Source organism: Bradyrhizobium sp. AZCC 1578 (assembly GCF_036924675.1).
Classification (GTDB): Bacteria; Pseudomonadota; Alphaproteobacteria; order Rhizobiales; family Xanthobacteraceae; genus Bradyrhizobium.
Genome location: NZ_JAZHRZ010000001.1, coordinates 3189162 through 3210050, shown reverse-complemented (window position 1 = coordinate 3210050; position 20889 = coordinate 3189162). Strand labels below are relative to the sequence as shown.

At 63.8% G+C, this 20889-nt stretch carries 19 protein-coding genes; 10 read left to right on the top strand and 9 right to left on the bottom strand.

Annotation, left to right across the window (positions count from 1 at the left end; all coding sequences use genetic code 11):
* Window positions 1-91: 91 nt before the first annotated feature.
* Both V1290_RS15340 and V1290_RS15335 read left to right on the top strand, forming a co-directional pair.
* Window positions 92-1750 carry a CHASE domain-containing protein gene (locus V1290_RS15340; protein WP_334365183.1) on the top strand — a complete coding sequence of 553 codons (1659 nt, stop codon included), beginning with the start codon at window positions 92-94 and terminating at the stop codon, window positions 1748-1750.
* A 268-nt stretch (window positions 1751-2018) separates the two neighbouring features.
* Window positions 2019-3263 (top strand): IS4 family transposase, encoded by a 1245-nt coding sequence (locus V1290_RS15335; protein WP_334369041.1) that lies wholly within the window; start codon window positions 2019-2021, stop codon window positions 3261-3263.
* 116 nt (window positions 3264-3379) lie between these two features.
* On the opposite strand, the gene V1290_RS15330 is transcribed toward V1290_RS15335, so the two are convergent.
* Both V1290_RS15330 and V1290_RS15325 read right to left on the bottom strand, forming a co-directional pair.
* Complete coding sequence (locus tag V1290_RS15330) at window positions 3380-3928, bottom strand: sigma-70 family RNA polymerase sigma factor (RefSeq protein ID WP_028349310.1); 549 nt, start codon at window positions 3926-3928, stop codon at window positions 3380-3382.
* Window positions 3928-4119, bottom strand: a complete 192-nt coding sequence (locus V1290_RS15325; protein ID WP_028349309.1) for a NepR family anti-sigma factor — start codon at window positions 4117-4119, stop codon at window positions 3928-3930. Before V1290_RS15325 ends, V1290_RS15330 begins: the two co-directional genes overlap by 1 nt.
* 313 nt (window positions 4120-4432) lie before the next feature.
* On the opposite strand from V1290_RS15325, the gene V1290_RS15320 reads away from it, so the two are divergent.
* The 5 genes from V1290_RS15320 (at window position 4433) to V1290_RS15300 (ending at window position 9647) form a co-directional block, all read left to right on the top strand.
* On the top strand, window positions 4433-5239 hold the full coding sequence (locus V1290_RS15320) for a response regulator (protein WP_334365182.1): 807 nt from the start codon (window positions 4433-4435) through the stop codon (window positions 5237-5239).
* 131 nt (window positions 5240-5370) lie between these two features.
* On the top strand, window positions 5371-6369 hold the full coding sequence (locus V1290_RS15315) for a DUF808 domain-containing protein (RefSeq protein WP_334365181.1): 999 nt from the start codon (window positions 5371-5373) through the stop codon (window positions 6367-6369).
* 295 nt (window positions 6370-6664) lie between these two features.
* On the top strand, window positions 6665-7276 hold the full coding sequence (locus V1290_RS15310; protein ID WP_334365180.1) for a LabA-like NYN domain-containing protein: 612 nt from the start codon (window positions 6665-6667) through the stop codon (window positions 7274-7276).
* 450 nt (window positions 7277-7726) lie between these two features.
* The gene (locus tag V1290_RS15305; protein ID WP_334365179.1) at window positions 7727-9001 is read left to right on the top strand and encodes an MFS transporter; all 1275 of its coding nucleotides are present in this window, start codon (window positions 7727-7729) and stop codon (window positions 8999-9001) included.
* A 229-nt stretch (window positions 9002-9230) separates the two neighbouring features.
* On the top strand, window positions 9231-9647 hold the full coding sequence (locus V1290_RS15300) for a hypothetical protein (protein WP_334365178.1): 417 nt from the start codon (window positions 9231-9233) through the stop codon (window positions 9645-9647).
* 264 nt (window positions 9648-9911) lie between these two features.
* Here V1290_RS15300 and V1290_RS15295 read toward each other — a convergent pair whose 3' ends face one another.
* The 3 genes from V1290_RS15295 to V1290_RS15285 all read right to left on the bottom strand — a co-directional run bounded on the left by V1290_RS15295 (window position 9912) and on the right by V1290_RS15285 (window position 12023).
* Window positions 9912-10361 (bottom strand): hypothetical protein, encoded by a 450-nt coding sequence (locus V1290_RS15295; protein ID WP_334365177.1) that lies wholly within the window; start codon window positions 10359-10361, stop codon window positions 9912-9914.
* Window positions 10362-10493: 132 nt separating this feature from the next.
* Window positions 10494-10853, bottom strand: coding sequence for a DUF883 family protein (locus V1290_RS15290; protein ID WP_334365176.1), 360 nt, complete (start codon window positions 10851-10853; stop codon window positions 10494-10496).
* 66 nt (window positions 10854-10919) lie between these two features.
* The gene (locus tag V1290_RS15285; protein WP_334369040.1) at window positions 10920-12023 is read right to left on the bottom strand and encodes an AI-2E family transporter; all 1104 of its coding nucleotides are present in this window, start codon (window positions 12021-12023) and stop codon (window positions 10920-10922) included.
* 296 nt (window positions 12024-12319) lie between these two features.
* On the opposite strand from V1290_RS15285, the gene V1290_RS15280 reads away from it, so the two are divergent.
* A complete protein-coding gene (locus V1290_RS15280; protein ID WP_334365175.1) occupies window positions 12320-13078 on the top strand; it encodes a L,D-transpeptidase in 759 nt (252 codons plus the stop codon).
* 35 nt (window positions 13079-13113) lie between these two features.
* The gene (locus V1290_RS15275; RefSeq protein ID WP_334365174.1) at window positions 13114-13752 is read left to right on the top strand and encodes a DUF2865 domain-containing protein; all 639 of its coding nucleotides are present in this window, start codon (window positions 13114-13116) and stop codon (window positions 13750-13752) included.
* 45 nt (window positions 13753-13797) lie between these two features.
* Here the strand turns inward: V1290_RS15275 and V1290_RS15270 are convergent, their stop codons facing one another.
* Complete coding sequence (locus V1290_RS15270; RefSeq protein WP_334365173.1) at window positions 13798-15891, bottom strand: methyl-accepting chemotaxis protein; 2094 nt, start codon at window positions 15889-15891, stop codon at window positions 13798-13800.
* Window positions 15892-16096: 205 nt separating this feature from the next.
* On the opposite strand from V1290_RS15270, the gene V1290_RS15265 reads away from it, so the two are divergent.
* Complete coding sequence (locus tag V1290_RS15265) at window positions 16097-16249, top strand: Thivi_2564 family membrane protein (protein ID WP_156908724.1); 153 nt, start codon at window positions 16097-16099, stop codon at window positions 16247-16249.
* A gap of 51 nt (window positions 16250-16300) precedes the next feature.
* Here the strand turns inward: V1290_RS15265 and V1290_RS15260 are convergent, their stop codons facing one another.
* From V1290_RS15260 to cysC, 3 genes are all read right to left on the bottom strand, one after another.
* Window positions 16301-16501 carry a CsbD family protein gene (locus V1290_RS15260; protein WP_028349298.1) on the bottom strand — a complete coding sequence of 67 codons (201 nt, stop codon included), beginning with the start codon at window positions 16499-16501 and terminating at the stop codon, window positions 16301-16303.
* 95 nt (window positions 16502-16596) lie between these two features.
* Entirely contained in the window at window positions 16597-18759 is a 2163-nt protein-coding gene (locus V1290_RS15255) for a malate synthase G (protein WP_334365172.1), read from the bottom strand.
* 200 nt (window positions 18760-18959) lie between these two features.
* Window positions 18960-20876 carry an adenylyl-sulfate kinase gene (gene cysC / locus V1290_RS15250; protein WP_334365171.1) on the bottom strand — a complete coding sequence of 639 codons (1917 nt, stop codon included), beginning with the start codon at window positions 20874-20876 and terminating at the stop codon, window positions 18960-18962.
* Window positions 20877-20889 lie beyond the last annotated feature (13 nt).

Here is a 20889-nt window from a genome sequence, read left to right as displayed (position 1 = left end):
GCCTTCGCGCTTTTGCCACGTGTCTCTGCCCCGGCAGACCCCGAAATGCTTCCAATACGTCTTCGCCAACACGTCATTCCTGAGTAAGCGAGTGGTTCGGCTGGGCTTCATTATCGGCTTTATTGCCCTGATCGGAGTTTTGCTCTCCGGTCTCGCAGCCTATCGCGTCCACGAGCAGGAACTGGCGATCGACGGCATCGCGCTGTCGCGCGCCATCGACGTTCATGCCAGCCTGGCGCAGGACCGGCTGACCGAGCGCGAATTGCTCGCACGCGTTGCATCTGGTTTGTTTCGTTCACCTTCGGTAGTGAAGGCCAACATGCTGCAGCCGCTGCGCTCAGCGATCTATGCCTTCAAGACCGATTTCGTGAGCGCATTCTGGATCGCGCGTCTCAAGCCAGGCGATCTGGCGGCGGCGCAGGCGGAGCTGAAGGGGGCCGGCTTCACCAATCCGACGATCAGGGATTTCGACGACAAGCCGCTGGATCTACGGACCATCAACAAGCCGATCGACGTGCTGATGGATCTCGAGCCGCGTAGTCCGGACACGCTCGGTTTTCCCGGCCGCGCCTACGACCGGCACTCGGTGATCGGGCCGATGCTGGCGCAGGCGGCGGCAACCGGCAAGCCGCTGGCGTCGGACCCGATCCCGCTGTTGCGCCAGAACGGGCCGATCGGTCTCGTGCTGGCGTCTCCGATTCTGCTGGAGGGCAGTTCGGAGCCGGCCGGCTTCGTCACCTTTTCCTACGAGCTGGCGCCGCTGATGCTGACCGATGACGACCGCTCGTTGTTCTCGGTGGTGTTGAAGGACCCTGATGACGCCAACGACGAATATGTCGCCAACGACCAGGGCGTCGTCACGCTGCGGGCGGTGAGGCAGGGCGATCCGCTGCCGTCGGTGGTGCGGACGGTAACGTTCGGCGGCCGCGACTGGTCGCTCGGCTATTACGCCAAGAACAACGCCGCGCAGCGTGCGCAGCAGACCGCGATCGTCGTCGCGGCCATTGGGCTGGCGCTCACCGGCATCGTCTGCGGCCTGTTCGGCTACGTCGCCTACAACAATCTGCGGCTCAGCCGCGAGATCCAGGTGCGGATCGGCTTCGAGCGGCGCTTGACCGCCGTCATCGACGAGCTCAACCACCGGGTCAAGAACATCCTGGCCGTGATCCAGTCGATCGTGACGCGCACGCTGCGTCACGGCTCCGACATGGATGTGGCACGCGAGCTGTTGATAGGCCGCATTCACGCGATGTCGAACGTGGTGACGCTGCTCAGCGAAAGCCAGTGGCAGGGCGTCAAGCTCAAGGGCCTGTTCGAGTCGCGCGCGATCCCGCATGCCGACCGCATCGTCGTCAACGGCCCAGATATCGCCGTCAGCGCGCGCGCCGCGCAGTCGCTCTCGCTGTTGTTCTTCGAGCTGGCCTCACACTCCGACGAGGGCCTGTCGCTGGTCGGCAAGCATCCGCATATCGTCGCGAACTGGGAAGTGACCGGCGAGGAGCCCGACACAATCTTTCATTTCCGCTGGGAAGAGTTCAATACCAGCGCGGCGACACGGCGCGAAGACTCGGATTTCGGCCTCATCCTGCTCGACCGCGTCGCCCCCGAAGCGCTCGGCGGCACCGCAAAACGCTACTTCACCGATGTCAGCTATGTCTACGAACTCATCGCGCCGATGGCCACGGTGGTCGACATGACCGAGCGCGACCGCACGGGCGAGATTTCCGCGCCGGTACGGCCCGCGCGGTAGGACTCGTCCCATCCGCCCGTCGTCCCTGCGCACGCACTAGGGCATCTACACGTCTTGGGGACGCGACAGATTGACTCGGGGCGGCATGATGTGCGTTCGCCGCAGCGTTTTGTATGATTCTCTCTCTGGCGCTTTGATTCGAAGGAGCGCCAGAGATGCAGCAGGAACCGGATTTGTCCCTGGGTAAGTTTGGAGACGTTCGCCTCGATAAAAGGGGGCGGCGCTTCTCCGGGCTATGCTTTGCACGCGCAGTGTCTGTTTGCGCCAGATGGCGCAGGGCAACTGGGCCGCGAACATGGCGTTCTGGCGGTTTGTGAACAATCCGCAAGTCACGATCGACAAGCTGATTGAAGGCTGGAGCCTGCAGACGTCGATGGCGGTCAGCGGGCGTCATGTGCTGTCGATCCAGGACACCAGCGAGATCAACTTCCACACTCGTCCGGGACATCGGCGCGACTTGGGCAAGGTCGGCAAAGGCAATGCTCGCGGCGTGCTGCTGCATGCCATGATGGCGGTCGATGCCGATAGCGGGGTCTGTCTCGGGCTCACCGGCGGTGAGGTGTGGACGCGCAAGCGCAAGGCCAGGATCGCTCACGAGAAGCGCGCCTTGGCCGACAAGGAATCGGCGCGCTGGGTGACGACGGCTAAGCAAGGCTGCGAGGTTCTGGTCGCTGCTCGTATGATCACCGTCGTCAACGACCGCGAGGGGGATTTCTTTGCTCACTGGTCGCTGACACCCGCTGACAATGTCCACCTCCTGTCGCGCGCCATGCACGACCATGCGCTGGTCGATGGCGGCACGCTTTATCAGGCGGTCGCGCGGGCCCGCTTCTGCGACAAGGCGGTGATCGATCTACCAAAGCGAATGGATCGCCACGGTCGCCAGGCCCACCTCTCCATGCGCCTCGGAACCGTTGTGCTCAAACGACCGCAGCGCCCCGGCGTGAAAGACCTGCCACGGGGCGTCAAAGTCAGCTTCGTGGAGGTCGTCGAGTTGCACCCCCCGAAGAGCGCCAAGCCCATTCATTGGTTGCTCCTGACCACTCATCCGGTCGTCACCGCCGCCGATGCCTGGCGGATCGTCTCCTGGTACAAGCAGCGCTGGATCATCGAACAGCTCTTTCGCTCGCTGAAGAGCCAGGGTCTGCGCATCGAGGATAGTCAGCTCGACAGCGCTGAAGGCCTGATCAAACTCGTGGCGATCGCCACCAGAGTAGCATGTATCGTCATCCAGCTCGTTCAAGCCCGCAATGGCGGCGAACAATTGCAGGTCGAATTTGTGTTCACGCCGGACGAGATCGAAGCGCTCAAGGCCATCAACAAAACCCTGAAAGGCCGCACCGAGCTCCAGAAGAACCACCATCGCCCCAACACTGTCGCCTGGGCGGCATGGATCATCGCAAAGCTCGGCGGATGGACCGGTTACGCCTCTCATCGCCCACCTGGACCAATCACCTTCCACATGGGAATGGCTCGCTTCCAACTCCTCGTATATGGCCCGGCAAGCGTGTAGATGCCCTAGTGCGCACGCAGGGACGACAACGTTGAAGGCATCACGTCCAGGTTACGATAGCGACAAAAAGGGCGGCCCGCTCGGGCCGCCTCTTCCGTGTCGTCTCGATCGCGTCATCAGCCGCCATTGCCGCCGATCACGGCGCGCACGGTCTCGTCAGGTCCGAAATCCTCGGCGCCCTCGACATAGAGCAACGCGGAGAGTTTCGAGCGCGCGCGGTTGACGCGGCTCTTGATGGTGCCGACCGCGCAGCCGCAGATGGCGGCGGCGTCCTCGTAGGAGAAGCCAGAGGCGCCGACCAGGATCAACGCTTCGCGCTGGTCCTGCGGCAGCTTGTCTAGCGCTGTGCGAAACTCCTCGAACTCCAGATGCGCGTTTTGCGACGGCTGGGTCTTCAAAGTTTTCGCGTAATTGCCCTCGGCGTCCTCCACCTCGCGCCGCCGCTTGCGATAGTCCGAGCGAAACAGGTTGCGCAGGATGGTGAACAACCAGGCCGGCAGGTTCGAGCCGGGCTGGAACGAGTCAATGTTGGCAATGGCGCGCAGCAACGTCTCCTGCACCAAGTCGTCCGCACGATCACCATTACCCGAGAGTGAGATCGCAAACGCGCGGAGGCTTGGTACCGACGCCAAAATGTCGTCGCGAAGAGAGTCTGTGAGAGGCATTAGTCCCTCCCGTCTTCTTGTTTGTCGATTTGGGCCGCCGCCGCCTCCGGCCCATCGAGCTTCCGGATCAGCTCCGCAAAGCGGTCCGGCACGCCCTGTCGGACCACATCGTCGTACATGGCACGGAGCTGGTGGCCGATCCTCGATTGAATCTCGGCATTGAGCCCGCCCTGCTTTTTTGCTTCCTTCATGGTCTGATCCACGCTTCCCCGAGAGTTAATTCTCTGTGGTTTCAAGAGGTTACCTCGAAATTGGGCCTAGGCCGCCGCGTTATAGGTCAGAGGCTAATGCGAATATCTGCGGATGGTTCCGAAATCTGGGAACCTTTTTTGGAACTTTTTTGGCTTCCGCGAGTAGTCGGGGTGACAGGGGAACCGGGTCCCCCCGACTCAAATGGTTTAAAAAGTCTTAAATGGCGCCGGACGCGGCGCTTGAGGTTACGTCCGCCCAGATGCGACCCTAAGTAACGGCCAAGGATACGGCCCAAGACAAGGATGAATGGGGATGTCCCGATCACAGCTCGTTGCTGAACATCTGCCGCTGTTGCGGCGCTATGCCCGTGCGCTCACCGGAAACCAGGCCTCGGGCGATGCTTATGTGGGCGCCATGCTGGAGGCCCTGCTGCAGGATGCCTCGCTGCTGGATGAACGGTACGGCCCGCGCGCCGGGCTGTTCAAGCTGTTCACCCAGATCTGGAATTCGGTCTCGCTCAACGACAATCCGGATGTCGCGACGTTGGCGCTGCCGCCGGAGCGGCGGCTGTCGAACATCACGCCGCTGCCGCGGCAGGCGTTCCTCTTGCTGTCGCTCGAGGGCTTCTCCGAGGAAGAGGTGGCGTTCATTCTCAATACCGACATCGCCGAGACCCGGCAGTTGACGGATACTGCCGGCCGCGAGATGGCGGCGGAAATCGCCACCGACGTCCTGATCATCGAGGACGAGACCTTCATCGCGATGGATCTCGAGAGCCTGGTGAAGAACCTCGGTCACAACGTCATCGGCGTCGCCCGCACCCATGCCGACGCGGTCGCGCTCGCCAAGAACAAAAAGCCCGGCCTGATCCTCGCCGACATCCAGCTCGCCGACGGCTCGTCGGGCCTCGATGCCGTCAACGAATTGCTGCGCGCGTTCGAGGTGCCGGTGGTGTTCATCACCGCTTACCCCGAGCGCTTCCTGACAGGCGAACGCCCCGAGCCCGCGTTCCTGATCTCAAAGCCGTTCCAGCCCGCAATGGTTTCGGCGGTGGCGAGCCAGGCGCTGTTCTTCCAGCGCAACTCGCGCAATCGCGCCCCGCGCGCAGCCACCGGCTGACGGGAGCCTTGTGCGAGAGCAGTAATGATCCGGCGCGCTCAACTAGCGCGCCGGATTTTTTGCGGTCATAAACCGCAAGGCTTGGGACCAAGGCTTGGGGCGGCGAATCAAATGGCGCGGGTTGGAAATCGATGAGTATTGGGCTGATCGGCCTTCTCGACGATGTCGCTGGTATCGCGAAGGTAGCTGCGGCCTCCCTTGATGATGTCGCCAGCCAGGCCGCCAGGGCGGGCGCAAAGGCCGCAGGCGTCGTGATCGACGATACCGCGGTCACGCCCGGTTACGTGATCGGGTTCGAGCCGAAGCGCGAACTGCCGATGGTTGGCAAGATCGCGGCGGGATCGCTTCGCAACAAACTGTTGGTGCTGCTGCCAGCGGCTTTGCTCCTGAGCTACTTCGTTCCCTGGACGATTACGCCGCTCCTCATGCTGGGCGGAGCCTATCTCTGCTACGAAGGGGTGGAGAAAGTGCTAGAGGCTGTCATGCCGCACAGCGCGCATCAGCATGAGGCCCAGCTCGGCACGGTTGCCTTGAACGCGCAGTCGGTGGAAGACGAGAAGGTCGCAAGCGCGATCAAGACCGACTTCATCCTCTCAGCCGAGATCATGGCGATCACCCTGGCGGCGCTCCCAGCGGGGAGCATTTGGAAGCAGGCGCTCGTGTTGGCGGTCGTGGCGATCGGAATCACCGTCGCCGTGTATGGCGTGGTCGCGCTGATCGTGAAGGCCGACGATGTCGGCGTGGGTCTGGCGCGGAGCGACCGCGCCTCGGCTGTTGGCCGCGCGCTCGGACGCGGCATCGTTCGCAGCATGCCCGTGCTGCTGAAAATCCTCAGCGTCGTCGGCACCGCCGCCATGATCTGGGTGGGCGGTGGCATCATCCTGCATGGCCTCGAGGTCTACGGCCCGCCTGTGATCGAACACGCCGTCAAGGCGGCGGCGGAGGCTGCGGCGCACGCGGTGCCGCCCGTCGCCGCGATTCTCGAATGGGTGGTTGAGGCCGCCATCTCCGGTGTCATCGGATTACTGGTCGGCGCCGCATCGATTCCGGTCGTCGGATTTGTCGTCGCGCCGGCGTGGAAATGGCTGAAGCATCTTCTGCAACGCCGTCAGAATGGGGCGGCTCAGTGAAGAGCCGCCGGTTTGCGGGCAGGAGACATTAAACCTTCGTATAGCCGGTCCATCCGTTTCGATACCGGCGGCTTACCTCGGTACAATTGAGCTCGGCGCGCATGCACCTTAACGTTGGCGTGTCGAGGCAGGATGCATATCGACTAAACTACTGGCGCAGCGCGCGATTGTTCCTCCCGGTCGTCGGCGCCACCTGCCTCGTCACCTCGGTCAGCTTCGGTACCTAGAGCGTGCGGGCAAGCCTTTAGCGAATGCTCGCTCGATCGGCGTCCCCTAAATGAGAGGCCCGTGTCTGATGATGCCGTCCGACAGAATTGCGCTCTTTATCGATGGCGCCAATCTATACGCGACCGCCAGGACACTCGGATTCGATATCGACTACCGGCGTCTGCTTAAGGAGTTCCAGGGCCGTGGCGCGTTATTGCGCGCGTTCTACTACACGACCGTTATCGAGGATCAGGAATATACATCGATCCGTCCCCTCATCGATTGGCTCGATTATAACGGCTACACCGTCGTCACCAAGCTCACCAAGGAATTTACTGACGCCAGCGGCCGCCGCAAGGTGAAGGGCAGCATGCATATCGAGCTTGCCGTCAATGCGATGGAACTCGCCGAGCGTATCGACAGGATGTTTCTGTTCTCCGGCGATGGGGATTTTCGCCCGCTGCTGGAGGCGGTGCAGCGCCGCGGCGTGCACGTTACCGTCGTCTCGACCCTGACCAGCCAGCCTCCGATGGTGGCTGACGAACTGCGGCGGCAGGCCGACGCTTTTCTCGACCTTGCGGAATTGAGGGCAACGATCGGGCGCGATCCGTCCGAGCGGCCGCCGGCACGCGACATCCGCCAGCAAGTGCCGCCGTTCGCGACGCGCGGAGCGATCAATGGCGGTGGCATTGCGGGATGATTTCTGATTGGTCCGTTGGACCGCGGGCTGCGGACTGATCCGAGTTGTTGTTGCGTAGAGTTGAAATGGATTCGGCGTTCCCGCTGCACGGCCTGTCTTTTTGTGCACGCGGTCTGTGAAGCAGTTCACCTCCGGCTTGCGAGGCCGGCGGTATGATTGCTTCTCCTGACACGCCGCCGATCCCGGAATTCCACACGCGGGGATCGGCGATCGCTGGCGTTTACCGTGTTCTCGGCCAGGCACCTCCCCCTGGCTAGGGCCACCAGCTTCGATGTGAAAGCTGGTCGGACTATCCGGCGCGCCACCAGCGCGCCGGATTTTTTTTCGGGCAAGGGGCCATGCGCGCACTGACATAGAGGCTAGCAATCGGATCGATTGCTGGTTGAACTGCGCGCCGCGCCCGCATAGGCTCGTTGCAACGAGAAAACAAACGGAAACGTCCCTTCACCGATGCAGTCCGCCGAGCGGCCTTTCCCCCACCGCCGGGGCCTCATCATCGTTGCGACATTGGCGACCGCCTATGTCGCCAGCCATTTTTTCCGCGCCTCCAACGTCACCATCGGCCTCGATTTGATGCGCGATCTCTCGATCGGACCGGAAGCGCTGGGGGCGCTGACCGGCGCGTTCTTCTTCGGCTTCGCCGCGATGCAGATCCCGTGCGGCTTCTTCTTCGACCGTTTCGGGCCGCGCTATACCGTGGTCGGCATGCTGATCGTGGCCTGCATCGGCGGCGCGATGTTCACGCTGGCGCCGAGCTGGCCGGTGCTACTCACCGGCCGCGCGCTGATGGGGGCCGGCTGCGGCGTGATGCTGATCGGCAGCATGGTGGTGATCTCGCGCTGGTTTCCGCCGGATCGTTTCTCCACGCTGACCGCGCTCGTGCTGTCGATCGGCCTGCTCGGCAACCTCGCCGCCACCACGCCGCTCGCCTGGGCATCGCAGGCGGTCGGCTGGCGTCCGGTATTCGGCGCCGTCGTCGTGTTCACCGCGTTCGCTACGGTCGCGATCTTTCTGGTGGTGCGCGACGCGCCGCCCGGCCATCCCTTCCTGAGCCGAAAGGCGGAGCCGCCCGGCGAGATGCTCAACGGGCTGATCGAGGTGCTGCGCAATCCGCACCTGAAGCCGATCCTGGCGCTGAACTTCTGCAACTATGCCTGCACCTTCACCGTGCAGGGCCTGTGGGGCGGCGCGTTCCTGCGCGAGGTGCATGGCTTGAGCCCGATCGCGGCCGGTAATGTCCTGCTCTGCGCCGTGATCGCCTACCAGGCCGGCATGCTCGCCTTCGGCCCGCTCGACCGCCGGCTCGACACCCGCAAATGGATCGCGATTGGCGGCACCTCGGCGATCATTCTGCTGCTCGCGATTCTGGCGCTGTTCTCCCACCCGCCCGCCTGGCTACCGGTCGGCGTCATCGTCGCCATGGGCTTCTTCTCCGCCTCCAGCACCATGGTGATGACCCACGGCCGCGGCATCTTCCCCGACCGCCTGATCGGCCGCGGTATCTCGACCATGAACACCTCAGTGATGCTCGGCGTCGCTTGCATCCAGACGCTCTCCGGCATCATCATCGGCGCGTTCGAGCCGCTGGCGAACGGCGCGCGCACGGAGGAGGCCTATCGCGCACTGTTCGGCACGCTGACGCTGGTGCTGATCGTCGCGGTTGCGATCTACAGTCGCTCGCAGGATGTGAAGCCGAGCGAGGAGATGAAGGCGGCTGGGCGGTAGTTACAAAAAAAGCAGGGTGCGACCGGCATCACCACGGTCGCACCCTACGTCGCCGGTCAATGGGGCAGGGGGAATAACCGGCTGCCGAGATGACTCCAAGCCCCCCGGAGTCGTTCCATGGTGCCGCAAATATTTTTCATACACGGTTAAGTGATCGATAAGCGCCGGACCTATGGTTACTCGGTTCGGGTTGTGTCCGTGATCGCCATGGGGCGAGGGACACAGAGCCATGTCACAGATTTTCAAAGCAATTTTTGCCCTTCTTGCCGTCTTCGCCACGTTTGGCGCCGTTCAGTTTGCTTCCGGTCACGACCTCGCCAGCCGGCTGAAACTCGCCGCGACCTCACCCGGAACAGACATCAACCGCGGAGCAGACATCAACCGTGCCGCCAAGGCCGACCGCGCGGCGGTCAAAGCCGCGGCGGGTCAGACCGAGACGATTACGATCCGGACCGTCGGCCTCGAGGACACATCCGTGGTGGTACGTGTTCCCGTGGTGCAAGAGGAGGCGCGGAACCGCCCGGCGCCACCGGCCAAGCCAGACAACAAGCCCGGCAAATCCCAGACCACGATCGCCTGCGAACCGCCGGTCAGCGTGTTGACCGAAGTCGCAAAACTGCTTCAGCCCGGCCGCTGCGTGACCTGAGGTATCGTATCCGCCAAGCAAGATCTGTAGGCAAAGGCGCGATAGCGCCGTGCCCATCATCTATCGGCGATCGCACTTCTCTGATGCGCGTCGTCCCTGCCTCGGTGCGCAATCGCGCACTCGGCGCAGGGACCCATATGCCGCGGCGGATGTTGTCTTGCTGCGATGGGCGACGACTTTCCTTCGATAATTGGCGACCGTGGTTATGGGTCCCTGCGTTCGCAGGGACGACGGGTGGATTGACGACGAGTGGATGGAGCTCGCCTACTCCGCCGGCGCTTCGCTCTCGCCGCTGCTGGCGTTGGCGCGGCTTGCCAAAAATCCCAGCGCCAGTCCGCCGATTGCGAGAATCGGAATCAGCTTTCTGACGCCGATGGCGCGGATTACCTGGATGCCGGTCGCAACCAGCACCGGATCGGACAGCACGGCCTGCGCGGTGGATTTCGCCTTTGCCGCCTGTTTGGCGCGCGCCTCGATCTGCTTCTTGCGCACCATGTACCAGCCGGCCGCGATGAGCGCGACCACGAAGAAGATGGCGGCACCAGTGAGGCAAGCCTGCACGGGACCGTACCGCTCCAGCACGAACACGAAGGCCGCCGCGCACAGAAAAGCAGCCGTGACCAGCAATGCCATCCCCGCCGCTGCCGCCAGCGAAGTCAGCCGTAACGCGGTGCCGGTCGATTCCTTGAAATCGTCGATCAGTCGCTGAAACATGGCCAAGCCTCGATCTGAAAGCCTCGATCTGAAAATCGCGTCAACGAAACACGCCGCAGCGCTCCGTCGCCACGGGAATCCAAGAGGCGATGCGAGGCATGGCTGCCCAGCGCACGCGATCCGTCGCCAAACCTACCTACGCCACGCCACACCGATCAGAAAGCCGATCCCCAGCGCCACGGCGACGGTTGCCAGCGGACGCTGCGTGATGGCGTCTTCCAGCGTCTCCTCGATCGAAGAGGCGGCGTCCTGGGCTGCGTCCATCATCGCGCTGCCGCGCTCCGACACGTCGTCGACCACCTGTTCTGCATTGGCGCGCGCCTGCCTGTAGCCATGCCGCGCCTGCTTGCCGGCGGTGCCGGCAAAACTGCTCAGCGCGTCGGTGATCTGCTCGGTCAGGGCTGCGATATCGTTTTTCACAGCGGTCACGTCTTTCTGCAAGCGCTCGTAGGTCGCTTTGTCCGTCAGATTCTTCATTGCGGCGTCAGACATCGAAAGCTCCCGGGTACTGAGTTCATTCGCGGAACAAACGCTCCGCCGAATGGGAAGTTCCTCGCCCTAGTCCTCCGGCAGTTGCGGCGAAGCCGGCGGCATCAAGTGCTCCTTCACGATCAGCGCGACGATCAGAAGCGGCGACGACAGGAACGCGCCCATCGGGCCCCACAGCCAGGTCCAGAACGCCACCGCCAGGAATACTGCAAGCGCATTCAGCGCCAGCCGGCGGCCGACGATCGTCGGTGTCAGGAAATGGCCTTCCAGGAAAGTCATCACGGCAAACATGGCCGGCGCCAGCAGCCCGGCGCCGATGGTCGGGAATGCGACAAGGCCGACCACGACCAGCACGGCAAACATCGCCACCGGGCCGATGATCGGAATGAAATTCAGGATCGCCGCCAGTGCGCCGAGACTGGCCGGGTTGGGCATGCCCGTGACCGCGCAGATCAGCCCGGTGGCGATGCCGACGCCGGCATTGATCGTGGTCACCACCAACAGATAGTTGCCGAGATGCTCCTCGATCTCGTTGAGGATCCGCAGCGCCCGCAGCCGCCACGTCCGCTCGCCGAAATTCAGGATCAGGGCCCGGCGCAGGTCCCGCCAGCTCGCGATGAACAGGATCAGCGTTGCGATGAACAGCAGGAATTCGGCAAAGGTCGGCGACAGGAATTCCAGTGTCGGCTGCACCCAGTCGACCTTGGGCAGATACAATGTCGTCAGCGTATCGGGCCCGCCGAGCATGCTCTGCAGCTCCTGCCACTGCGCGAGCGGCCGGTCGAACACGTGCAGCTTGTCCTTCAAAAGCGCTCCCAACTCCGGGAGCTTGCCGCTCCATTCGATCGCGGGCGAGGCGATCAGGCCGACCATGAAAGCGGTCGCGGTGCTGGCGGCCGCCACGATCAGCACCGCGGCGACCGCGCGCGGAATGCGGTAGCGTTCCAGGAAGCTGGCGGCCGGCGACAGCATGGTGCCGACGATGAAAGCCAACGTGATCGGCAGAAAGAACGCCTTGGCAAGATAGAGGCCGGTGATGATGCAGATGGTCAGAAGGCCCACGAGGCAGATCGCAACTACTTCCGTGCGACGGATGAACGGCGCCAAATCGAGCTTGCTCTCGGGGACCGGCGTACCTTCCTGCTCGTGGGGAGGCTGGCGTTCACCGGGCAACGGCTTTGCCTGCGGGGATTTGGCGGACGAAGGCTTGGTGGGCGAAGGCCTGGTGGGAATGACGCTCACAATGGTTTTCCCTCGCCCGAAGCGGCGGTGACACGGCAAAAGCGACGTCGCAAACCGGACTGCGATCATAACGTGACGCCAAGGTGCGAGTTCCAATCGCGCAGGCGTGAGCGGTGTCGCACTTGACGTGATGCGACGCGACATCGGCGGTTCGGAACCGCCGGCTTGTGGCCGCGTTTGTTGGTGCAGAGCATCCAATGATGCACACATCCCACGGGGCAGGTCCCATGACACAGTCCTCCGATCGCCGGCCTTCGTCGCGCGTGGCGAGCGCATTTGTCCTCGTCGCCGCCGTCTTGCTGACGCCGTCGGCACTCTCGAGCGCTGCGAACGCGCAAACGCTCGGCTACGCGTCCACCCAGCCGAATGGCTATCCCGCCGATGAAGTGATTGCGTCCGACGAGGGCGCGACGCCCGAACGGCTTCGCCGGACCGTCGTCCCCTTCGGTACGACGGAGGCGCCGGGCACCATCGTCATCGATACCGGCAACACCACGCTCTACTACGTGCTCGGCCAGGGCCGCGCCGTCAGGTATGGCGTCGGCGTCGGCCGCGAAGGCTTTACCTGGGCCGGAGTGCAGACCATCAGCCGCAAGGCGGAATGGCCGGACTGGCATCCACCCAGCCAGATGATCGCGCGCCAGCCCTATCTGCCGCGCTTCATGGCCGGCGGTCCCGGCAATCCGCTCGGCGCGCGGGCGATGTATCTCGGCACCAGCCAGTACCGCATTCACGGCACCAACGATCCGTCGACGATCGGGAAATTCGTCTCGTCCGGCTGCATCCGCCTGCTCAATGAGGACGTCATCGACCTGTTCAACCGTGTCGATGTCGGCACCAAGGTCGTGGTGCTGCCGAAGAGGGCCCCGGTCATGGCGCGCGGCGGGACCGGCATCACGGCGCGTCCGGCCGCGGCGCATCCGCGTCCGGTCGCCGCCGCTCCGTCGGGCCGCCAGGCGATGAACCTGACGCCGCAGCTCAACTGAAGTGATGACTGATATTGCGTGAGAGGAGAGCGCTGATGCGATCGGGAAAACGGGCGGCATGGGGAGCAGCCGCGCTGGCCTGCGCGTCGGCGCTGGCGCCTGCCGCGCAGGCGCAGGACTTCTTCTCGCAACTATTTGGCGGATTCGCCCGCCCGCGCCATCAGCCCACTATCCAGATGCCGTTTCCCAATGACGACGGCCAGGTGTATGCGCCGCGCGGCGAGGGGCGCATCCGTTACGGCGGCGGCCAGGCCTATTGCGTGCGGACCTGCGACGGGCGCTACTTCCCACTCACAGCGTCCGACAACGCAAGCCGGGGGACCTCCTGCAACAAGCTATGCCCGGCGAGCGAGACCAGGGTGTTCTACGGCAGCAGCATCGACGACGCGGCCGCCGAGAACGGAAAGGCCTATTCGGAATTGCCGAACGCGTTCCGCTATCGCAACGAACTCGTCAGCGGCTGCACCTGCAACGGCAAGGACCAGGTCGGGCTGGCGCAGGTCAAGATCGAGGACGACACGACGCTGCGCAAGGGCGACATCGTCGCCGGCGAGAACGGACTCCTGGTCGCGGGCCGCAGCGGCGACAGGCGCGGCACTGAGCTGAACTTCTCACCCGCCTCCGGCAAGGTCCGCGCCAAGTATGGGCGCGTGCCCGTGGTGGCGCGGGATTGAGAATGATTGCCGGCCGTCATGGCCGGGCTTGACGAGTATAGTGAATTACGCCGCGCGGATCTTGCCGAGGAACGCGGTGACCTGATTGCCGAGTTGCTGGCTCTGCGTCTCCAGCGTCTGGGAAGCCTGCTTGACGTCCTCGGCGGCGGCCGCTGCCGCGTCGGCATCGGCCTTCACGCCGGTGATGTTGTCGGACACGTTCTTGGTGCCCTGCGCGGCAAACTGGGTGCTGCGGGTGATCTCCTGCGTCGCGGCACCCTGTTGCTGCACGGCGGCGGCAATCGCGGTCGCGACCTCGTTGACCTCGCCGATGATGCTGCCGATGCCCTTGATGGCGTCGATGGCTTCGCCTGCCACCCGCTGGATGTCCGAGATCTGTTCGGAAATCTCCTCGGTCGCCTTCGCGGTCTGGCTCGCCAGCGACTTGACCTCGGAGGCGACCACCGCAAAGCCGCGGCCGGCCTCGCCGGCGCGCGCGGCCTCGATGGTGGCGTTGAGTGCCAAGAGGTTGGTCTGCGCGGCGATGGTATTGATCAGGCCGACGACTTCGCCGATCCGCCCTGCCGATTGCGCCAGCCCCTGAACGGTGCCGTCGGTATTGCGCGCCTGGCCAACGGCGCGGCTGGCGATGCTGGCGGCATGCGCCGCCTGCTGGCTGATGTCGTTGATCGAGGCACTGAGCTCTTCGGAAGCCGCAGCGACCGTCTCGACGCTCATCGAGGCGTCGCCGGAGGCCTTCTCGGCGACCTGGACGCGCTCGTTGGTCTGGCGCGAAATCGTCGAGAGGCCAGTCGAGGTGGTCCGCATCTGGCCGGAAGCATCGCCGAGCTGGGTGAGGGTCTCGCGCACCATGCCCTCGAACTCGCCGACATAGCTCTCGATCGCCTGCTGCCGCGCCATCGCGCCGGCGTTGCGCTCGCGCTCCTGCGCCTCGATCCGCGCCTTGTCGGCGGCCTGCTGCTTGAACGTCTCCAGCGCGCCGACCAGCGCACCGATTTCGTCGTGGCGCGCGGCGTAGCCGGTATCGACCTGGAGGTCACCGGCTGCGACCTTCAGCATGGCGTCGCGCATGGCGTGCAGCGGCTTGATGACGCGGCGGGTAACGATTGCCATGGCACCGAACGCCAGCGCCAGCGCGCCGGTCAGCAATGCGAGCTGCATCGTCAGCGAGCGCTGGGCGGTGGAGCGCAGGTGCGCGGCGTGATCCTTGGCGGCGTCAAGTGCGGCCTCGGCCACGATGACGGCGGCAGCGAGACGCCCGACCGTGACCGGGGTCCACTGGTTGGCGGTCAGTTCCGACTTCTCGCCGGCCGCAACCTGCGTCAGCAGCCGGTCGCGCAGAGCAAGATATTGCGGCTCGAAATAGGCGGTTTTGGTTGCGGCCATGGCGCTCGAGATCGCTGGAGGCAACTGCATCCCCGCTGCGGTCAATTCCAGCGCGCTCCAGGCGGCGTCGATGCCGCCAGTATATTTCGTGTAGGCGAGCCTCCCCTCGGGCGAGACCTTCCCGGTGCTGAGCCCGGTCGAGACGATCAGCGAGGCTTCGCCGGCGGTGTTGCGCAACAGCCAGGCGATCTGCTTGATCGCCAGCAACTGGTCGATCGTCGCGTCCTGGTGATTGATGGCGGCGGCAACCGAGCCGGACAGCTTGTCGAGCGTTTCCAGCATCGCGCTTGCACTATCAAAGTATTCCTTGGCGAGCGTCGGGCGGCGCGAGGCCTTCGGCTTGCCCATGGCTTCCCAGAACTCCTTCTGCAGCGAGGTCATCGCCTTGAGCAGGCGGTCGAACTCGGGCACCAGCGTCTGCTTCTGCGCGAATTCGATGCTGCCGAGCAGGCCGAGCGCGTTGCCCATCGCCGGCATTTCGGTGTCGCGGATGTTGCGCAGATACTTCTCGATATCGGCATCCATCGGCGCATCGGAATTCAAGAGCCGGTTGGTCGTGGAGCGATCGGTGCGCAGATTGTGCATCGCCTTGAACATGTTTGCGGAGGCGTCGGCGATGACCGCAATGCGGCTCGCCGCCTGCAAGCGGCCCCAGGAGTCCCAGGCGTTGAGCGAAAATCCGACCACCACGCAGAATGAGGTGACGAGGATGACGGTTTTCAGCAGCGCGGATACGGTCAGACGGTTCAACATGATGCTCCCCCGAGGCGTCGTGGGCCATTTGGGGGGCAAACGGTAAAGACTTATCGAGTGAGAGCCGCGTAGTACTACGAGGATTCATTGAAATGGCTGCGATTTTTCCAAGCGGGGTCGGTTCCGTCCCGCGGAACCCGGCGCGCTTGTTCACGTTAACAAAACGCTACCAGCGCATTTTCCGGCCAACGCCGAAGGGCTTCGCATGCTTGTCAGTATACTCATCACGTTCCTGGTCGTTATCCTCGTCCTCTATCTCATCAACCTCCTGCCGATCGACGGCCGCGCCAAGCAGATCGCCCGTGTCGTCGTGATCATTCTCGGCGTGATCTCCCTGTTGAGATACATCTCGGTCTAAAACGAAAAGCCCCGACGGATGCGGGGCTTTTGGTGTTCGCAAAGCGAGGGCCTACTTCAACGTCCGGAACCAGTCGTCCACGTCCTTGCGGATCTGGTCCTTGGCGAAGCCGTAGCGCTGCTGCAGCTTGCCTTCGAGTTGTTCGCGGCGGCCCTCGATGACGTTCAGATCGTCATCGGTAAGCTTGCCCCACTTCTCCTTGGCGGAGCCCTTGAACTGTTTCCAGTTGCCTTCAACCCTGTTCCAATCCATCGCCATCTCCTCCTCTGTTGGTATGGCGATCAACGGACAAAAAGCTCAGGCGTTCCGCCAGAACCAATGCGGCATCGTGACGTGTCGCGGCGGGATCAGCCTGCCGCCTTTGCCTCGCGGCGGCGCGCGGTGAGGATGTATTCGGTGTAGCCGTTCGGCTGCTCGCGGCCCTTGAAGACGAGATCGCAGGCGGCCTGGAAGGCAACGCCGTCGAACGAAGGCGCCATCGGCTTGTAGAGCGGGTCGCCGGCATTCTGCTTGTCGACCACGACGGCCATGCGCTTCAGCGATTCCATCACCTGATCCTTGCTGACGACGCCATGCGCCAGCCAGTTCGCCAGATGCTGGCTGGAAATCCGCAGCGTCGCGCGGTCTTCCATCAGCCCGACATCATGGATGTCGGGCACCTTGGAGCAGCCGACGCCCTGGTCGATCCAGCGCACGACATAGCCGAGGATGCCCTGACAGTTGTTGTCGATCTCCTGCTTCACGTCATCGGGCGCCCAGTTCGACTGCGAAACCGGAATGGTGAGGATGTCGGAGAGTTTTGCGCGCTGGCCGCCCTTGGCGAGTTCTTCCTGTCGCGCGATCACGTTGATCTGGTGATAATGCAGCGCGTGCAGCGTGGCCGCCGTCGGCGACGGCACCCATGCCGTGGTCGCACCGGCCTGTGGATGGCCGAGCTTCTGGCTGAGCATGTCGGCCATCTTGTCAGGTGCCGCCCACATGCCCTTGCCGATCTGGGCATGGCCGGGCAGGCCGTCGATCAGGCCCATGTCGACGTTCCAGTCCTCATAGGCCTTGATCCAGGGCTGCGCCTTCATGTCGTTCTTGCGGATCATCGGACCCGCTTCCATCGAAGTGTGAATCTCGTCGCCGGTGCGGTCGAGGAAGCCGGTGTTGATGAAGCAGATGCGCTTCGAGGCGTTCTGGATGCAGGCCTTCAGGTTCACCGTGGTGCGGCGCTCCTCGTCCATGATGCCGACCTTCATGGTGTTCTCGGGCAGTCCGAGCAGCTTTTCCACCTCGCCGAACAATTCACAGGTCAGCGCGACTTCATCGGGGCCGTGCATCTTCGGCTTGACGATATAGACCGAGCCGGTGCGGCTATTCCTGACCTTCGAATTGCCCTTGAGATCGTGGATCGCGAGCAGACCGGCCACCGCAGCATCCAGAAGCCCTTCCGGAATCTCCTCGCCCTTTTCATCGAGCACGGCGTCGGTGAACATGTGATGGCCGACATTGCGCATCAGCAGCAGGCTGCGTCCGTGCAGCGTCAGCTCCTTGCCGTCGGGCGTCTTGTAGACGCGGTCAGGGTTGAGAGATCGTTGAACGGTCTTGCCGCCCTTCTCGAAATCGGCGGAAAGGGTGCCGTTCATCAGGCCGAGCGTGTTGCGATAGACCAGCACCTTGTCTTCGGCGTCGACCGCGGCAACCGAGTCTTCCATGTCGAGAATGGTCGAGACGGCCGATTCCAGAATCATGTCGGCGACACCGGCCGGATCGTCCTTGCCGATCGCATGATTGCGGTCGATCTTGACTTCGACATGCATGCCGTTGTTGACGAGCAGGACCGCGGAAGGCTGAGCGGCGTCGCCCTGGTAGCCGGCGAACTGCGAAGCAGATTTTAGCGCGGTGGCATTGCCGCTCTTCAGTTTCACCGCAAGCTGCCCGGCGATGACGCTGTACGACGTCACATCGGTGTGGCTGCCGGTCGCGACCGGCACGGCGGAATCGAGGAACGCCTTGGCCTTGGCGATCACCTTGTCGCCGCGCGCCTTGTTGTAGCCCTTGCCGCTCTCGCTCGGATCATGCGGAATCGCGTCGGTGCCGTAGAAGGCGTCGTAGAGCGAGCCCCAGCGCGCGTTCGCGGCGTTCAGCGCGTAGCGGGCATTGGTCAGGGGAACGACGAGCTGCGGTCCGCAAATCTTGCCGATCTCCTCGTCGACATCTGATGTCTCGACCTTCTGCGTAGCCGGCTCGGGCAGGAGATAACCGATCTCCTTCAGGAACGCCGTATAGGCGTTCATGTCGAACGCCTTGCCCTTGTTGGCGCGATGCCAGCCGTCGATTTTGACCTGCAGCGCGTCGCGGAGGGCGAGCAGCTCGCGATTTTTCGGCCCGAGCTTTTTGACGATGGCGGCGACGCCGGCCCAGAATGCATCGGGCGAAATTCCGGTCTTGGGGGTCGCCTCCTTGGCGATGAAGTCGAACAGGACAGGGGCGATCTTCAATCCGTGGGCGTCGACACGATTCATGATGGGCTTTCTCAAAAGAAATGGCGTTTACAGGCTGTTTTCCGGTGAAAAGCAGCAGAAAACGCACCAAAGGGGCGGCATTGGCCGCCCTTTTAGCCCTAAAGCCGGGTCGATGAGAAGGCCCCAAAAAGAAGTGGAAGGCCTTATTTGGACGCGTTTTTCTTCACGCGAACCGGTGTCCACTTCGCTCGAAAACGCTTTTAGATATTGGCCGCCAGATCCACCAATTCGTCGAACAGAATGCCGGTCTCCGCCAGCATTCGCTCGATCTCGTCGGTTGCGTCCGAAACTGAGCGCGCAGAGGTGTCGATGCGCAGCTCCGCCTGGGCCGGCGGCTGGTAGTCGTTGCCGATCCCGGTGAACGCCTGCAGCGTGCCGGCGCGCGCCTTGGCGTAGTGGCCCTTGGGGTCGCGGCTCTCGCAGACTTCGGCAGGCGTCGCGACGTAGATCTCGCGGAACGAAGCGTCGGCGATGCGGCGCGCGGCTGCGCGATCGTCCGCCGACGGCGAGACCGCCGCGACGACGGCAATGTGCCCGTTGCGCGCCAGATGGGTCGCAACTTCCGCCAGCCGGCGGATGTTCTCGGTGCGGTCCTGCGCCGAGAAGCCGAGATCGCCGTTGAGGCCGGCGCGCAGCGTGTCGCCATCGAGCAGGATGGGCGAGCCGCCGCGCGAAAACAGCCGTCGCTCGAGTGCGCGCGCCAGCGTCGATTTGCCCGAACCCGGCAAGCCGGTCAGCCAAATCACCGCGCCGTTGTGGCGGTAGCGCGCTGAGCGCTCTTCGGGGCGCAATGCGGATTCCACCGGCACGATGTCGATCGGAACGGCGCGCTGTCCGGCGTCGACCGACAGCACGAGGCCGCCGCCGGCGATGCGGCCATTGACCTCGATTACCAGCCGACCGGTGCGGGAATTTTCCTGATAGGGATCGGCCGCGATCGGCTGCGCCAGCGAGATGTCGATTTCGCCGACATGATTGCGCGCGATCGCCGTGGTCTCCTCGTTGGAGAGTTCACCGGGATCGACTGCCTTCTCGATCGCTACCACGCTGGCGCGGGTTTCCCGCGTGCCGAGGCGGATCAGGATCTGGTCGCCCTTCGACAGCGGCTTGTCGTGCAGCCAGAAAATGCGCGCGCGAATCCGCCGCGTGTCGCGCGGGGTAGCTCCCGCATGGGCGATGACATCGCCGCGCTCGACGAACAATTCGCGGTCGAGCGTGATGCCGACCGAACGACCGGCGCCATGACTGCCCTTCAGCGGCGTTACCGGCCAGCTCTCCACCGTCTTGATCTTCGCGATCTTGCCGGCGGGCATGATGACGATTTCATCGCCGGCACTCAGATGTCCGGACTCGATGCGGCCCGCAACAATGCGGCGGTCGTCGAACTTGTAGATCGCCTGCACCGGCAGCCGCAGCGCCAGTTGCTCCAGCGGCCGCGCCGGCTCGAGCGCGTCAAGCGCTTCGACGACGGTTGGTCCCTGGTACCAGCCGATCCGTGGTGTCTGCTCCGCAACGCCGTCGCCGTCGCGTGCGGATATCGGAATCACAGCCGAGGGCGTCACGCCAAGGCCGATGAGATGCGTCGAAATTTCGTCGCTGATCTCCTTGAAGCGATCAGCGCTGAAATCGACGCGGTCCATCTTGTTGACGACGATCGCGACCTGCTTGATGCCCAACAGATGCAGCAGATAGCCGTGCCGCCGGGTCTGGTCGCGGACGCCTTCCAGCGCGTCGATGATCAGCACCGCACCGTCGGCCTGCGAGGCGCCGGTGATCATGTTGCGCAGGAATTCGGCATGGCCGGGCGCGTCGATCAGTACGACGTCGCGCGAGCGGGTGCGGAAGCGGATTTGCGTGGTGTCGATGGTGATGCCCTGGTCGCGCTCGGTCTGCAGCGCATCGAGCAGGAACGACCATTCGAACGGCATGCCGCGTCGTGCGCTGACGGCTTTGAGCATCTCCAGCTTGCCCTCGGGCAGGCTGCCGGTTTCGTGCAGCAGGCGGCCGACCAGCGTGGATTTGCCGTGATCGACGTGACCGACGATGACGATGCGGACTTGCGGGCGGGTGGTGCCGTTCGGTGTTGCCGAAACGCTGGCAGGCAGGATCATGTTCATTGCAACGCTCACA